12 protein-coding genes are annotated in these 14,970 nt (G+C 66.7%); 5 read left to right on the top strand and 7 right to left on the bottom strand.

All coding sequences use genetic code 11. The features are described from left to right. Positions 1 to 2 precede the first annotated feature (2 nt). Together AC3WW4_RS00740 and AC3WW4_RS00735 are read right to left on the bottom strand one after the other, a co-directional pair. Positions 3 to 1,607, bottom strand: coding sequence for a hypothetical protein (locus AC3WW4_RS00740; protein ID WP_488826426.1), 1,605 nt, complete (start codon positions 1,605 to 1,607; stop codon positions 3 to 5). Beyond that, positions 1,600 to 4,695 (bottom strand): type VI secretion system Vgr family protein, encoded by a 3,096-nt coding sequence (locus AC3WW4_RS00735; RefSeq protein WP_488826425.1) that lies wholly within the window; start codon positions 4,693 to 4,695, stop codon positions 1,600 to 1,602. The genes AC3WW4_RS00740 and AC3WW4_RS00735 overlap by 8 nt, the downstream gene beginning before the upstream one ends. A gap of 191 nt (positions 4,696 to 4,886) precedes the next feature. On the opposite strand from AC3WW4_RS00735, the gene AC3WW4_RS00730 reads away from it, so the two are divergent. Then, entirely contained in the window at positions 4,887 to 6,215 is a 1,329-nt protein-coding gene (locus AC3WW4_RS00730) for an Hsp70 family protein (RefSeq protein ID WP_488826424.1), read from the top strand. A gap of 60 nt (positions 6,216 to 6,275) precedes the next feature. Here AC3WW4_RS00730 and AC3WW4_RS00725 read toward each other — a convergent pair whose 3' ends face one another. Then, positions 6,276 to 7,433, bottom strand: a complete 1,158-nt coding sequence (locus tag AC3WW4_RS00725) for a pyridoxal phosphate-dependent aminotransferase (protein ID WP_488826423.1) — start codon at positions 7,431 to 7,433, stop codon at positions 6,276 to 6,278. A 40-nt stretch (positions 7,434 to 7,473) separates the two neighbouring features. Continuing rightward, positions 7,474 to 8,157 (bottom strand): ribulose-phosphate 3-epimerase, encoded by a 684-nt coding sequence (gene rpe, locus AC3WW4_RS00720; protein ID WP_428021510.1) that lies wholly within the window; start codon positions 8,155 to 8,157, stop codon positions 7,474 to 7,476. A 106-nt stretch (positions 8,158 to 8,263) separates the two neighbouring features. Between rpe and apaG the strand changes: the two genes are divergently transcribed. Together apaG and AC3WW4_RS00710 are read left to right on the top strand one after the other, a co-directional pair. Continuing rightward, positions 8,264 to 8,638 (top strand): Co2+/Mg2+ efflux protein ApaG, encoded by a 375-nt coding sequence (apaG, locus tag AC3WW4_RS00715; RefSeq protein WP_488826422.1) that lies wholly within the window; start codon positions 8,264 to 8,266, stop codon positions 8,636 to 8,638. 3 nt (positions 8,639 to 8,641) lie between these two features. Beyond that, positions 8,642 to 10,765, top strand: a complete 2,124-nt coding sequence (locus tag AC3WW4_RS00710; protein WP_488826421.1) for a site-specific recombinase — start codon at positions 8,642 to 8,644, stop codon at positions 10,763 to 10,765. Here AC3WW4_RS00710 and AC3WW4_RS00705 read toward each other — a convergent pair. After that, entirely contained in the window at positions 10,723 to 10,866 is a 144-nt protein-coding gene (locus tag AC3WW4_RS00705) for a hypothetical protein (RefSeq protein ID WP_488826420.1), read from the bottom strand. The two genes, AC3WW4_RS00710 and AC3WW4_RS00705, sit on opposite strands and share 43 nt — an antisense overlap. A 124-nt stretch (positions 10,867 to 10,990) precedes the next feature. On the opposite strand from AC3WW4_RS00705, the gene mltA reads away from it, so the two are divergent. Next, complete coding sequence (gene mltA, locus AC3WW4_RS00700) at positions 10,991 to 12,127, top strand: murein transglycosylase A (protein WP_488826419.1); 1,137 nt, start codon at positions 10,991 to 10,993, stop codon at positions 12,125 to 12,127. 49 nt (positions 12,128 to 12,176) lie between these two features. On the opposite strand, the gene AC3WW4_RS00695 is transcribed toward mltA, so the two are convergent. Next, entirely contained in the window at positions 12,177 to 13,124 is a 948-nt protein-coding gene (locus AC3WW4_RS00695) for an alpha/beta hydrolase (protein WP_488826418.1), read from the bottom strand. A gap of 78 nt (positions 13,125 to 13,202) precedes the next feature. Continuing rightward, on the bottom strand, positions 13,203 to 13,955 hold the full coding sequence (locus tag AC3WW4_RS00690; RefSeq protein WP_488826417.1) for a hypothetical protein: 753 nt from the start codon (positions 13,953 to 13,955) through the stop codon (positions 13,203 to 13,205). A 149-nt stretch (positions 13,956 to 14,104) separates the two neighbouring features. Here AC3WW4_RS00690 and AC3WW4_RS00685 point away from each other — a divergent pair, with 149 nt between their 5' ends. Beyond that, complete coding sequence (locus AC3WW4_RS00685; RefSeq protein ID WP_488826416.1) at positions 14,105 to 14,932, top strand: HDOD domain-containing protein; 828 nt, start codon at positions 14,105 to 14,107, stop codon at positions 14,930 to 14,932. The last annotated feature ends 38 nt before the right edge of the window (positions 14,933 to 14,970 follow it).

Below are 14,970 nucleotides of genomic sequence, written 5' to 3'. Positions count from 1 at the left end.
GCTCACTCTACGGCCTCCCCACCGATCATTTCAGCCAGATCGGACAAGTCCTTCGGGCTGACGGGATTTTTAAAGAAATACTTTGTGGCTTGCCGAAAATTGTTGTCGATATATTTTGACAACCATCGACGATAGGCGAACTCCACATCGCCCTTTGCTGCCTTTACGTGCTCGTCCACTTTCGCTTCGCCATTTCGTCCAAGCTGCATAACAAACTTTCTTCTGAGTGCCGCGGCACCTCCTCTTCCGGTGGCTAGCGAATTTTTCAGAAACATTGGTCCGGCACCCTCGCCTTCATGGTGTAGCAAGTACATCAATTTGGCTCTATCCATGTCACTCAATCCGGACAACTTGAACCCGGCTCGCTCAAGCACCTTCAAGTTCGTATTTCCATAATCCGCAGCCGCATTGATGGACCAAGCAGGGTCCATTCTCATTGCCAGACATTTTTTGACATTCACGTCACTCTGGCGCTTCGCATACGGCTTTGTATTTGTCGTACCATCGGCGAGCACAAACATCCATTGCTTTCTGCCCTTGGCATCAGAAACCTGCTTCACCCACCCGTTGGCAACGCTCTTCTCGTGGATGTAATAGCCAGGAATCAATACATGCGTTAGCCATGTACTTGCCAAGAATTGCGTCAGGCCTGCTGCGCCACTCTCTGCGTTACCAGCATTTGCATTCCAGAGTTCTCGCACTTTTTTTGTAAGCGGGCGACCTTTCTTGTCCTTTGCGGTTGTACCGTCCGGGTTCACGACAGGCACTGTCTCAGTTACCTTACCAGCTTCGCAATCCATCAAGGCACAGAGCGCTTGGGGAATAAGCCCCAACCTCTTCGACGCATCGAGAATTTGCTGGCGATAGACATTGTTTCGGCCCAACCTGAGGTTGTCCTTATTGTCAGCTTCCGGCCCGACTATTGCAGCGACGGGTTGTCCTGCACTCGAGAGCCCCTGAGCCGGCGACTTGGCTGTTCCAGCGGATGTCTGGGATGTACCAAAGATGTGCCGCGAACTCAGCCAAGCCCACGCCTTGCCCAACGAGCCATTCGCGCCCCACCAACCTTGCGACTGATCGATTTTTTGAGGCGTGTCCTTGGGCTTTTCGGTCTGCTTCTTTTTTTCTGCTTCCTTGCCTTTACTTGGCGCACTTGCGGCCTGCGCAGGTGGACGAGCAGGCGCAACCTGTTGGTGCGGCTGCATTGCAACCTTTGCCTTGGTCTTAGGGCTGCGAACGATTACAGGACCATCACATTTCGAAGGGTCGATGGAGCAAACCGATTGCGTCTTACCCGTCGAGTCCTTCACTTCAATTTTTACTTCACCCTTGTCTTGATCCGTAACAGGCAATGCAATCGCTCCGGCCGCTGTCGATTCGGCTGTACACATAAAACCCGATGGATAAGTTGCGATGAATGTCAGCCCATCAATAGGCATATCAAGCCCATCACGAAACAAGACCGCAAAATAGTTTGACTTTCCTTCACCGGCATCAGCATCGCTAGTCGTCAATGGCTTTTCGGCAGAAGGTGCTGCCGTTTTCTGAGGCTCTGGAGGATGTGGACTCGTGTCGTTTTCCTCGATCAGGGTACTTGGCTCACTCATTTGATTCGCCCCTCAACTGCAAATAGTCTTCGTCGGTATATGCCAAGGGCAATTGGTCTAGCCCACTGTGGTACTCGACAGACCAAGGATCGCTTGCCCCAATCAAGACCTCCAACTCACCACTATCCTTATCCAGGTGCCGCGATGTCAGCCCATCTGCGTCTGTTTTACCTTTCTGAATCACTTGATCGCTCTTCATAAGGGTGTACTTCGCAACCATTGGCTCGCCAGTCACTGGATCGATCACAACCAGTTTTTGGCTGTACTGATCAGGCTTGGGTGAGGCCAATGCTGTAGAGGGCGCACTGGCTTGCGCCAATCCAGTGGGTAGCTCCAACGATGTATAAATACCGCCTCCACCCGATCCCCAATCATGCGTAGCCCCCTTCACCGTCCAGTTGCCCGGGCATGTGAAGGTGATGTCTCCACCCTTGATCACGATGGCCGACTGGCCTGCTGACAAGGTGATGCTTTCGCTGGCCTGGATGCGGATCTCATCCGTGGTGCTCTGCACCGTCAGGTCTTTCTCGCTCCAGATCTGCTGGGCATCGGTGTGGGCGCGTAAGCTCAAGCCCGCATTGGCCGTGATGGCCTTGATGCCACCTGAGTGTGTGTACAAGCTCGTCGTCTGCCCGCTGACCGCGCTGAAGCTGTGCGCGCTGGTGCTGTGCACATCCCCCTGGGCGCTCAACGACGTGTCTTGCCCGCTGAACAGGTGGATGCTGGTGGGCGTGACGAAGCTGGCGCTCACCGGGGTGTCGAGGTGCAGCAAGGGCTTGGCAAAGCGCTCCACCGGGTCGGTGAGGGTGCGCCCCTGGGCCTTCTTAGCTTCCTGTCCGCTCACACTGCCCTCAAAGCGGCCTTGGGCTTGCGGGTCCATCTGCTCGGTGTGATGCTGCCAGGCCTGGGCGCCGTCGTGGCTGGTTAGGCCTTGTGCGCCTTGCTGGCGGGCGCTTTGGCTCAGGGCTTCGCCCAGCTGGCGCGCCGCCTTGAGTTGCGCCACCGCTTCGGCCGCATCCATCTGCGTGCTGGCCACGCTGGAGCCCTGCGCCGGCCGGCTGCTGGTGGTCAGCAGCAGGCCTTGGGCGGCACGCACCACGGCCCAGCCGTCGGTGGCGCCATAAAAGCCCGATCCCAGCCACTGACCGCGATGGGCATGGCCTTGACCGCCTTGGCCGCTGTGCTGGATCAGGTGACCCAGGCTGAGCTCGTTCCAGCCGGTGGCCGCGCTGTGGCTGGCCAGGCGCATGCGCAACTGGCCGGTGGCGTCGTCAATCAGCCATTGGTTGGCCCCTTGGCCATCCAGGTGCTGGCTGTGCCAGCCCGACACGGTGCCGGGGTGGTTGGCCGACGCGTCCACGCCCGCCGGCCAGGGCAGGTCGTGCTGGCCGTTGTGCAACTGGCCGACCACGATGGGGCGGTCGATGTCGCCGTCCACAAAGTCCACCAGCACTTCGGTCCCCGCACGGGGGGTGAAGACCGCGCCCCAGTTGGGGCCGGCCACGCTTTGCGCCACGCGCACCCAGGTGCCGCTGAGCTCGTTCCCCGGGGCATGGCCGGTGGCCGCGCCTGTGGGGCTGGCCGGCGCGCCCAAACCACCTGGAAGGGGCACGGTGCCGCGTTGCCAGCCAAACTGGATGCGGATGCGACCGTCGCGGTCGGTGGTGAGCGGCTCGCCTTCGGCAGCCACCACGGTGGCGGTTTGCAGGCCGGGTGCCGTCGGGCGGTCGATGGGGGGAGGGACCAGGCGAGCGGTGGCCGGCACCGCCTGAAAATGGTTGCGGTAGCTGCCCTGCTCGATGTCGGTGGCGAGCAGGATCTGGGCAGCTTGCGCGCCCAGGTTGTTGGCGGCTTCGTGAGTCACACGCAGCACCACAAAACGGTTGGCCCCGGAGGCTTGCGCATCCAGGCCATAGAGGCTGTGTTCGGTCAGGGCAAAGCACGCGCCCTCGTGCAGCGCGCGCACGGCGCTGCGGCCTTCGGCAAAGCGATGCGTCAGGGTGTGGGCGGCCAGACGGGTTTCGGCACGGGCCTCGGCCACGCTGCGGCTGCCCGGCTGGGCGGTGTCCACCCGGCCGTCGGCATGGCGGCGCTCGCCGTGTCCCCGGTAGTGTTCCAGCATGGGGACGTCACCGTGCTCGGCCACGCTGCGCGCATCGGCCGCCACGCCGGCCAGTTGACGCTCGTCCCACGCCCCCAAGGTCACGGCGTTCGGCGTGAGCTGCTGACCCACCTGCCAGGCGGTCACCGTGTCCTGGGCCAGGCCGGTGTCGAACAGGCCCGTGCCCAGCACGCCCGCGCCGCGCATATCGGGGCGGCTGAAACGCAGGGCGCCCAGCTCCGGCGTCTCGGCCTGGGCATCAAAGATCACCAGGGTGTGGCGTGCCGCACGCGCACCGGCCATGGCCCCCTTGGGCGCGCCACTGTGAGACAGGCGCCAGCTCCAGCCCTCTTCGGCCATCAGGCGCTGCACGAAGGCCCAATCGGTCTCGCGGTATTGGGTGGTGAGGGCGCGCACCGGCCCCGGCGCGGCCACGTCCAGCTTGAAGTGCGCCTGCGGGTAGGCCGACAGCACGCTGCTCACGATGTCGGCGGCAGTCTGGTCCTGAAAGATGCGGGTGTCGCGGCGCAGCGTGAGCCAGTGCGTCCAGGCCGCCAGGGTGAGGCGGTAGCGGGCGAGGCCGCCGTCGGCACCTAGTTGCGCGGCCTGCACCACATAGCCGTGCCAGGCACGCCAACTGCCGTCCGCCAGCATCAGGCGCAGGGTGACCTGTTCGCCGTTGAGCGCCTTGAGCTCCAGCAGGGCATGGGTGCTGACGCAGTCGACCTCGGCCCACAGGGGCTCGGTGGCGTGCACGGCTTCGGTGATGCGGCAGCGCTCGACCACCAGCGAGGCTGAAGGCAGCGCGGTTTCGATCTGGAGCAAGCGCGTGGCCTGCCCCAGCTTGAGGGCGGCCTGCAGGCGCGACACCAGGGGCGCACCCAGCGCGGCCGCCTGGGCCTGGGCCGCCGCCGATGCGGCCGACGCCAGCGACTGCAGGGACGCGCCCGTGCGCGCCCCCACCTCACCGAGGGACGGGAAACTCATGAATCACTCACCTGACATTTGTCGTATCCGGACATTGTCTGAGGCCCGTCCGCGCGGCCTCCCCCCGCCTGCGGGGGGAAATTGCAATCAAGCGTTACGCGCTGGGGCGTTTCCACCTTGCGGCACGTGCCAGGACGAGGGCGCCTACAATCGCCCGCCTCGCTGTTTCTTTGCCCGCCCGGGCCTGCACCATGTCTTACTGCGCCATCGACTTCGGCACCTCCAACTCGGCCATCGCCATCCCGCGCGCGCCGACCGAGGGGCCGGGGATGCGCCTGGTGCCGCTGGAAGGTGAACACCTGACCATGCCGACGGCGGTGTTCTATTGCACCGACGCCGACGACCTGCCCCCCGGCACCTGGCGCGGCACCCACCTCGACGACAGCCTGCCGCGCACCTTCGGGCGCGCCGCCGTGCAGGCCTACATCGAGGGCTACGAGGGGCGCCTGATGCGCTCGATGAAGAGCATCCTGGGCACCGCCCTGGTCGACCAGACCACCGAAGTGGGCAATGGCCTGGGCGTGAAGTACCTGGACATCATCACCGGCTACCTGCGCCACCTGCGCAGTCTGGCCGAGAAGGCTGGCGGCCAGCCCTTGACCCAGGTGGTGATGGGCCGCCCGGTGTTTTTCGTGGACGACGACCCCGCGCGGGATGCGGCGGCGCAGGCCTCGCTGGAAGCTGCGGCGCGGGCCGTGGGCTTCACCGACGTGGCGTTTCAGTTCGAGCCGATCGCGGCGGCCTTCGACTACGAGCAGCACGCGCAGAAGGAAGAGCTGGTGCTGGTGGCCGACATCGGTGGCGGCACCTCGGACTTTTCGGTGGTGCGGGTGGGGCCGCAGCGTGCGCCCCGCCTGGATCGCCGCGACGACATCCTGGCCAACCACGGTGTGCACGTCGCCGGTACCGACTTTGACCGCCGCCTGTCGCTGGCCAGCGTGATGCCGCCGCTGGGCTATGGCGAGTTCGGGCCGAGCATCCAAGGGCAGCCTCCGCGTCCGGTGCCCAGCCGTGTCTACTTTGACCTGACGACCTGGCACCTGATCAACACGGTGTACCAGCCCCAGCGCATGGCCGAGCTGCGCAGCATGGCCGACTTCTACGGCAACCCGGTGCACCACCAGCGCCTGATGAAAGTGGTGCGCGAGCGCCTGGGCCACGCCCTGGTGGGGCGCGCTGAAGCGGCCAAGATCGCGGTGGCCGAAGGCGGCGACACCGACATCGACCTGAGCCTGATCGAAGCTGGCCTGCGCAGCCCGCTGACCGGTGCGCAGGCCGAAGCCGCCTTGCACGACGACTTGGCCCGCATCGTGACCTGCGCGCACGAGACGGTCGCCCAGGCTGGCATCCAGCTCAGCGACATCAGCGCCCTGTATTTCACCGGAGGCTCGACTGGCCTGAAACTGCTGACCGATCAGTTGGAAGCGGCTTTCCCGGGTGCCCGGGCGGCACGCGGCGACCGGATGGCCTCGGTGGCCACGGGGCTGGGCCTGCATGCGGCCCGGTTGTTCGCGCGCTGAGGCCTGGCATCAACGCAAGCGGCAGCCCCACCTTGCAGCGCCATCCGAGCGCCCAAGCCCTTAAAGCTTGATCAAGCGCTCCAGCGCCTGCTCCAGCGTTGCCGCCGATTTGGCAAAGCAAAAGCGGATCACGCCATGGTCTTCGCCATCAGGGTAGAAGGCCGACACGGGGATCGCCGCCACGCCGTGTTCGCGCGTGAGGCGTTCGACAAAGGCGCGGTCGCCCTCGTCGCTGATGGCGCCGTACTTGACGCACTGAAAGTAGGTGCCCTCACATGGCAGCAGCTCAAAGCGTGAGCCTGCCAGGGCCTGCCGGAAAATGTCGCGCTTGCCTTGGTACAGCGCCTTGAGCTGCTCGTACCAGCCGGGGCGCTTCATGAAGTCGGCCAGGGCGTACTGCGAAGGCGCGTGCACGGTGAAGACGATGAACTGGTGCGCCTTGCGGAACTCGGCCATCAGCTCGCGCGGGGCCAGGCAGTAGGCCACTTTCCAGCCGGTGATGTGGTACGTCTTGCCGAAGCTCGATACCACCACGCTGCGCTCGGCCAGGCCGGGGTAGCGCAGCACGCTTTCATGGCGCGCCTGGTCGAAGACCATGTGCTCGTAGACCTCATCGCTCAGCAGCACGATGTCGGTGTCTTTCACCAGCGCTTCGAGCCGGGCCATGTCCTCGGCCGTCCACACCGTGCCGGTGGGGTTGTGTGGCGAGTTGAGGATGATCATGCGCGTGCGCGGCGTGATCAGGCGGGTGACCTCGTCCCAATCAGGGCGGTAGTCAGGCAGGGTCAGGTGGACGTACACGACCTTGCCACCCTGTAGTTCGACCGAGGGTGCATAGCTGTCGTACACCGGGGTGAACACGATGACCTCGTCGCCCGGATGCACCAGGGCGGCCACGGCGGTGAAGATGGCCTGTGTGGCCCCAGCGGTGATGGTGATCTCGGCATCGACGTCGTATTGCGCGCCGTACAACGTGCTCACTTTGGCCGCAATGGCCTCGCGCAGCACCGGCACACCCGTCATGGGGGCGTACTGGTTGTGGCCGGCGCGGGCGTGCTGGTCGAGCAGGGTCAGCAAGTCGGCGGGCGCGTCAAAGTCCGGGAAGCCTTGCGACAGGTTGAGCGCGCCGTGTTGCTGCGCCAGGGCCGACATCACCGAGAAGATAGTGGTGCCGACCTGGGGCAGGCGGGAGGTGAGGGGGCGGGGGTAGCTGGGCATGGCGGCAAGGATAGCTTGAGCGCACGCCCCGGCCGAAGGCTTACTTCGCCAGCTCGGCGCGCATCGCGTCGATCACCGCCTTGTAGTCCGGCTTGCCAAAAATCGCGCTGCCCGCCACGAAGGTGTCGGCGCCCGCATCGGCGATGCGGCGGATGTTGTCCACCTTCACGCCCCCGTCGATCTCCAGGCGGATGTCGCGGCCGGAGGCGTCGATGATCTTGCGCACTTTCTCGGCCTTGCGCAAGGTGCTGTCGATGAAGCTCTGCCCACCGAAACCGGGGTTCACGCTCATCAACAGCACCACGTCGACCTTGTCGATGACGTACTCCAGCACCTCCACCGAGGCGGCGGGGTTGAACACCAGGCCCGCCTGGCAGCCCTCGGCCTTGATGAGCTGAAGGGTGCGGTCCACGTGGGTGGAGGCATCGGGGTGGAAGGTGACGATGTCGGCGCCGGCCTTGGCAAAGGCCTGGGCCAGGGCGTCCACGGGTTGCACCATCAGGTGCACGTCGATGGGCACGGCCGTGCCGTCGGCCTTGACGCTGTGCTTGCGCAAGGCTTCGCAGATCATGGGCCCGAAGGTGAGGTTGGGCACGTAATGGTTGTCCATCACGTCGAAGTGGATCCAGTCGGCGCCCGCATCGATCACGTTGCGAACCTCTTCGCCCAGGCGGGCGAAATCGGCGGAGAGGATGCTGGGAGCGATGCGGAAGGTGCGCGACATGGAAGGGTCTTTCGGTGGAGGGGTACGCCATTGTAGAAAGACAGCCCCAGGGTTTGCCAGGGTATCTCACAGAGCCCATGAAAAGGGATTGCCTAGAATGGGCTGCATGAGCAAAGCCCAATTCACCTGCGCCGTGGTTCCCCAGTACCTGGAGGACCAGAGCAACCCCGTGCGACACGAGTACGCCTTTGCCTACACGGTGACCATCGTCAACAGTGGCGAGGTGCCGGCGCAGTTGATCGGCCGCCACTGGGTGATCACCGATGCCACGGGCCGCACCGAAGAGGTGCGCGGCCTGGGCGTGGTGGGCCAGCAGCCCTTGCTCAAACCTGGCGAGCGCTTCGAGTACACGAGCTGGACGCGCTTGGACACGCCCCACGGCCTGATGCAGGGCACCTACTTTTGCATGACCGACACCGCCGAAGCGTTCGAGGCGCCGATTCCGGCCTTCACGCTGGCGCGCCAGCAATCCCTGCACTGATCGATGAAGAGGCTTTCCCGCATCACGCAATGGTGGCGACGGGGCCCTTGGTGGTCCCGCCCCGGACAAGACATTGAACTTTTGGCGCTGCTGGACGGGGCCGATCCTGCAGCGCCCCAGGCCGTGCGGCACCTGTGGTTGATCCGCGTGCTCGGCTGGGTGCGGCGGGCCGAGCCTTTGCCGGGCACCCGTGCGCTGGTGGCCGTGCTTCAGCAAGACCCGGCGCGCCGTGCCCGCGTGGTCAGCATGCTGGCCAGCATCTGGCGCGATGGGGACGTGGCCGCGTTGCTGGCCGATTTCGGCTTTTCGCCGCGCACGTCCTTTCTGAATGAGCTGGGCGAGCGCCTGCGTCGTCGCATGCTGCCTTTGAGCCCGGACACGGACGACCTGGGCACGCTGTTCAACCTGCTGTTCGATGACCCGGCCGACGCGCAATGGCTGGCCGATCTGGACGAGCCCACGCTCAACGCCATCGGCACGCTGTGGGCCGATGCCATGCACGAGTTGGATCCGGCGCGCTGCAACGGTGCGGCCTGTCCGCTGGGCTGGCGCGAGCCCTTCCACGACGCGATGCTCTATCTGGCCACGCAGATCCGCGCGGCGGGCTTCTCGCCGGCGTTTCGCTCGCGCATGGGCGTGCGGGTGGACGTGGACTTTGACACCAAGATGGCGCAGGCGGAGGGGCGCTCCAACGAGGCCACTGCCCGGCATGCCTTCCGCCACCTGTCGCAAACGACCGAGCGGGTGCATGAGCTGGCCTTGGCCCACGCCGAGGAAGCCGGACCCGATGCCCCGCCCTCGGCGGCCTTGCTGCACGAGGCCCAGTACCTGCGCGCCCTGCTGGACACCTGTGCCAGCGCCGCGCGTGGTTTGCACGGGCACCTGGAAGAGCACGGCATTTCGATGGACCTGGTCTTTCAGATTGACCAGCTGTGCGAGCGTTGCCGGCGCATGGAGCGCCTGCTGGAAGCCGTGCTGAGCCCCAAGCCCGGCCCGGTGCTGCGGCGCTTTTTGATCGAGTTGCTGCAGGTGAGCGAGGAGCGCCGCAGCGTGCGCGCCCTGTTCACCCAGCATTACTCGATGCTGGCGCGCAAGGTGGCCGAGCGCAGCGCCGAAACGGGCGAGCACTACATCACCCGCACGCGCGGCGAATACCGCGCGATGCTGCGCAGTGCCGCCGGCGGGGGGGCGGTGATGGCGGTGACCACCTTCATGAAGTTTCTGATGCTGGGCTTGGGGTTGCCGCCTTTCTGGGGCGGCATGGCCGCCGGCCTGAACTACGCGACCAGTTTTGTGGTGGTGCAGTGGCTGCACTTCACGGTGGCCACCAAGCAGCCGGCGATGACCGCGCCGGCCATGGCCGCCAAGTTGGAGGACACCCGCAGCGAGGCCGGTGTGGAGGCTTTCGTTGACGAGGTGGCCCACCTGATTCGCTCCCAGGTGGCCGGCATCGTGGGCAACCTGCTGGTGGTGGCGCCCTTGGTGCTGGCCGTGCAAGTGGCTTCGCTGTGGGCTTTTGGTGCGCCCCTCATCTCGGCCGAGAAGGCCCACCATGTGCTCGAGAGCATGACCCTGCTGGGCCCGACGCTCTGGTATGCGGCCTTCACCGGGGTGCTGCTGTTTGCCTCCAGCATCATCGCCGGCTGGGTGGAGAACTGGTTCGTGCTGCACCGCCTGGACAGCGCCCTGCGCTGGAACCCGCGCATCCGCGCCCGACTGGGCGCGCAGCGCGCCGCCCGCTGGGCAGTGTGGTGGCGCGAGAACATCTCCGGCCTGGCGGCCAACATCTCGCTGGGCTTCATGCTGGGCGTGGTGCCGGTGGTGGCCAGCTTCCTGGCCCTGCCGCTGGACATCCGTCACGTCACCCTGTCGGCCGGGCAAACGGCTGCGGCGGCCGTGGCCCTGGGCTGGGATGCCGTGCACAACCCGCAACTGTGGTGGTGCGTGGCGGCCGTGCCGTTGACAGGCATGCTCAATGTGGGCGTGAGTTTCGCGCTGGCGCTGCGCGTGGCGGTGCGCTCACGCGGCGTGCGTCTGGGCGACCGGGCCCGCTTGTGGCAGGCCATCCGCCGCCGCATGTGGCGTCAACCTTTGAGCTTCTTGTTGCCGCCGCGGTCCTCGTCCTGATCGGGCAGCTCGCCTTGGCGGCGCCCTGAAAACATCGTCCACCAGACCAGGCCCACCAGCACGGCCAGGGCAGCAGCGGCTTCCAGCACAATCAACCACATGATCGTTCGTCCGTTTTCCAAGTTGCGATGGGCCATCCCGGCTCTGATTGTAGGCAGCCTGATGGGCTGCAGCCTGCTGTCTCCCACGCCCCGTGAGACCCCAGCCCCGGTAGCGGCGCCTGGCATGACCCCCGGCGCCCCGGGTTCGGCGCCCGTGACCTGGCAGCGTCCCAAGGCCACCTGGACCGCCGCCACCTGGGCCGACCTGCCCGGCTGGGAGCGGGACCCGGTGCAGGAGTGGTGGCCGGCGCTGTGGCGGGGCTGCGTGAAGCCCTCAGCCGCCTGGGCCTCTGTGTGCGCCGAGGTGCGCAAGCTGGGCCCCCAATGGGGCACCCAGGTGCAAGATGGCTTCGTGCGCCAGTGGGTGCAAAGCCGCCTGCAGCCCTGGCGGGTGAGTGCGCCTGACGGCCGGCCATCCGGCCTGCTGACGGGTTACTTCGAGCCCCTGCTGGACGGGCGCCGCGTGGCCGATGCGCGTTTCCGCCACCCGCTGCACCGCGCGCCGCAAGGTCTGGGCACGCGCAAGCCCTTTTTCAGCCGCAATGAACTGGAGCGCACGCCCGAAGGCCGCGCCGCGCTGGCCGGGCGCGAGCTGGTCTACCTGGCCGATCCGCTGGACGTGCTGCTGATCCAGGTGCAAGGCTCCGGCCGCATCCGCCTGCAAGACGAGCGCGACGCGCAGGGCCAGCCCAAGGTGGTGCGCCTGGCCTTTGGCGGCCACAACGACCAGCCCTATGTGTCGGTGGCTCGCTGGCTGGTGGACCAGGGCGCGTTCACGCTGGAGCAGGCCTCGTGGCCGGCCATCCGCACCTGGGCCACGGCCAACCCGGCCCGGGTCGACGAGATGATGCATGCCAACCCGCGCGTCGTCTTCTTCCGCGAAGAGCCTTTGCCGGACCCGACCGTGGGGCCCAGCGGCGCCCAAGGCGTGCCGCTGACGCCGGGCCGCTCGATTGCCGTGGACCGCGACAGCGTGCCGCTGGGCACGCCCGTGTGGTTGGACAGTACCGTGCCCCAAGCGTGGTCCGCCAGCGGCAATCCACCGCCAGCCTCACCCTTGCAGCGTCTGGTGATGGCGCAGGACACGGGCGGGGCCATCCTGGGCGCCGTGCGCGCCGATTACTTCTGGGGCTGGGGCGATGAGGCCCTGGCCATGGCGGGCCGCACCAAGCAGAGCCTGGCGATGTGGGTGCTGTGGCCGCAGGGCGCTGGCCCAGCCGGCACGACGGTCAGCGCGGCAGGCAACCCACTCCCACGCTGACACCCACCTGCGCCGACTGCAGCCCCGGCTGCGTGCCTGGGCCTCAAGCTCAGGCGCTCAAGGCCTTCTTGAGCGCCTCGGCCAGCGCCGTGTGCGCCTGGGCGGCCTCGGGCAGGAAGCGGCCCATGTTGATGAAGTCGTGGATCACGCCGGGCCACACCTGCAGCTCCACCGGCACACCGGCAGCGCGCAGCTTGTCGGCGTACAGGTAGCCATCGTCGGTCAGCGGGTCGCACTGGGCCAGCCCGATCCAGGCCGGTGCCACGCCCCGGTGGTCGGGCGCATGCAGGGGCTCGCGGTGCCAGCGCTCGCTGAGGTGACCGCCCTGGGCATGGTTTTCAAACCACTTCATCAGCTCGGCATTCAAGAAGGTGGCACGCCCGTAGGTCATGAAGGACTCGGTGCGCACGCCCACCTGCACCGACGGGTAGAACAGCGCCTGCAGCTTGAGCGGGATGTCGGCATCGCGTGCCAGTACCGCCAGGATGGCCGCCAGCGTGCCGCCGGCGCTGTCTCCGCCCACCGCCATGCGGCTCGCGTCGAGGTGTTGGGTGTGGCCGTGCTCGACCAGCCAGCGCAGGGCCGCCATGCAGTCTTCCAGGCCGGCGGGGTATTTGTGCTCGGGCGCCAGGCGGTAGTCGATGGCCACCACGGCCGCACCGCTCTGGTGGGCCACCTGGCTGCACATGGCTGCGCAGGTGTCGATGCCGCCCACGACAAAGCCGCCACCGTGCAGGTACAGGAACACCGGCAGGTCCTTGTCGTGCGTGCTGGCCCACAGGCGCGCCGGGATGTCGCCCGCCGGCCCGGGAATCGTGAAGGGCTCGACGCGGGGCAGGGGCACCGGCGGGTGCGCCATGGCCCCCACGCCAGCCGCATAGGCCCTGCGCGCCATCTCCACCGGTTGCTGGCTGATCGGCGGGAAACCCGCGCGGCGGATGTTGTCCATCAAGGCCTGGGTGTGGGCGGCAAAGGGCAAGGGCTTGTCGTCAGCCATGTCGGGGTCTCCTGCCGATGAGCTCGGCTTGTGGGGTGTCAGGTCGGTGCGGGGGGGCGTGCGCGGTCCATGGCGAGGTCAGGGCGCGCTGATGCGGATGGCGAGCTGCTCGGACTGGGTGTCGTCAATCGTGTCGGTGGACAGCGTGCCGCTGCGCGTGGCTTGCGCACGGCGACCACTGCGGGCCACCACGGTCCATTCTCCCAGAGGCACCGCCACCGTGCTGGCCACCTCGCTGTGGCGGATCTGACCATCAGGCTCATAAGCCGGCTGCGCGCTGGCGCTGGCTTCGAGCTCGACCGTCACCGGGGCCTGCCCGCCTGGCCAGCGTGGGCGCACGTTCAGACCTTGCCCCAGGTCCAGCCAGGCGGTCTGGCCCCAGGCCTGCACCGGTGGCGCGTAGGCACCCGGGCCGGGAGGCCGCGCTTGGGGCCTCTGCACGGGCGCATACGCCCACTGCCAGACCGTGTAGGGTTGGCTGCGTCCCACGAACAGGCGCGCGCGGCCGCCATTGAGCACCTGCACCTGCTGCACCGAATGGGTCTGGGACTCGGTCTGCCAAGTGCCCACGCGCACATCGCCCTGGGCCACCACGCCGTGCTGGCTGTCGATGATGACGCGGCCCTGACGCACGCCGCCACCGCTGTCGCGGATCTGCCCCTGGCCCTCGATGCGCCACTCGACGACCAGGTTGCGCAGCGGCAGGCCGGGGTCGATGCCCTGGGCCTGCCCGGGCAGCGTGAGGCTCAACAGGCTGGCGCTCAGCCCCCACGCCACCGCGCGCATGGCGCCTCGGCGAACGCGCGTCGGAAAATACGGGAAATCAAGCATGATCCAGTCTCCTGTTTGATGCGCAAAGCGGCGGGGCTCGTGCTCCAATGTGAGGGCAACAGCACTCGCGTCCTCTGCGACCGTGGGCTGCGAACCGGCACCGCCACCCCGACACCTTACTGCGCCTTTGCCCCAGGCGACCGACCTCCATGCAGCTCGACGAACTGTTCCAACAACCCCAGGCCCTGCCTGCCGTCCCCAAGATCGTCCACGAACTGATCGACAGTTTCAACAACCAGGACGTTTCGATCGACGAGATCGCCCGCAAGCTGGCCGCCGACCCGGTGCTGTCGGCGCGGCTGCTGCGCCTGGCCAACTCCGCCTACTACCATGTGTCGCGCACCATCGGCACGGTGCCCGAATCGATCGCGATGCTGGGCTTCGTGACCGTGCGCACCCTGGTGATCAGCTCGGGGCTGACGGGGGGCTACAAGTCCATGCCGGGGCTGGACCTGAACCAGTTCTGGCGCTACAGCATGCACGCGGCCGCGGTGTCGGGTTGGGTGGCGCAGCAGGTGCGTGTCAACCGCGACCAGGCGTTCACCGTGGGCCTGATGCACGCCATCGGTGAGCTGGTGATGCACGCCGGTATGCCCGCGGCAATGCTGCAGCTCGACCAGCAGTCCTCGCCGATGGACGATGACCGCCTGGCGCTGGAAGAACGCACCTTTGGCTACCACTTCGCCACCGTGGGGTCGGAGCTGGCGCGCCAGTGGCGCTTCCCGCTGTCCTTCGTCGAGGCCATCCGCCAGTTCCCGGCGCCGCTGGCCCAGCCCAAGTTCGACCCGGTGGCTGGCGTGCTGCACCTGGCTGCCTGGCGTGCCCGGGCTGAGGTCCAGCACCTGGATGCCGCGGCACTGGCCGCTCAGGTGCCGGCCGACGTGTGTGCGGCCTTGGGGCTGTCCACCGATGTGTTGCTCAAGGAGATGCCGCCCCTGGCCGAGCTGTGCGAAGGGCTGGAAGCGCTGATCGGCTGATCGCCGGAGGCGCCTGAACGCTTGACGCGGTTGACTTG

It is taken from the genome of Aquabacterium sp. TM01, assembly GCF_057808345.1.
This window is presented reverse-complemented; position numbering and strand designations above follow the sequence as displayed.

Coding starts and splice junctions, on each gene's coding strand:
- AC3WW4_RS00740 (WP_488826426.1), bottom strand. CDS start 1,607: ATGAGTGAGCCAAGTACCCTGATCGAGGAAAACGACACGAGTCCACAT.
- AC3WW4_RS00735 (WP_488826425.1), bottom strand. CDS start 4,695: ATGAGTTTCCCGTCCCTCGGTGAGGTGGGGGCGCGCACGGGCGCGTCC.
- AC3WW4_RS00730 (WP_488826424.1), top strand. CDS start 4,887: ATGTCTTACTGCGCCATCGACTTCGGCACCTCCAACTCGGCCATCGCC.
- AC3WW4_RS00725 (WP_488826423.1), bottom strand. CDS start 7,433: ATGCCCAGCTACCCCCGCCCCCTCACCTCCCGCCTGCCCCAGGTCGGC.
- rpe (WP_428021510.1), bottom strand. CDS start 8,157: ATGTCGCGCACCTTCCGCATCGCTCCCAGCATCCTCTCCGCCGATTTC.
- apaG (WP_488826422.1), top strand. CDS start 8,264: ATGAGCAAAGCCCAATTCACCTGCGCCGTGGTTCCCCAGTACCTGGAG.
- AC3WW4_RS00710 (WP_488826421.1), top strand. CDS start 8,642: ATGAAGAGGCTTTCCCGCATCACGCAATGGTGGCGACGGGGCCCTTGG.
- AC3WW4_RS00705 (WP_488826420.1), bottom strand. CDS start 10,866: ATGTGGTTGATTGTGCTGGAAGCCGCTGCTGCCCTGGCCGTGCTGGTG.
- mltA (WP_488826419.1), top strand. CDS start 10,991: ATGACCCCCGGCGCCCCGGGTTCGGCGCCCGTGACCTGGCAGCGTCCC.
- AC3WW4_RS00695 (WP_488826418.1), bottom strand. CDS start 13,124: ATGGCTGACGACAAGCCCTTGCCCTTTGCCGCCCACACCCAGGCCTTG.
- AC3WW4_RS00690 (WP_488826417.1), bottom strand. CDS start 13,955: ATGCTTGATTTCCCGTATTTTCCGACGCGCGTTCGCCGAGGCGCCATG.
- AC3WW4_RS00685 (WP_488826416.1), top strand. CDS start 14,105: ATGCAGCTCGACGAACTGTTCCAACAACCCCAGGCCCTGCCTGCCGTC.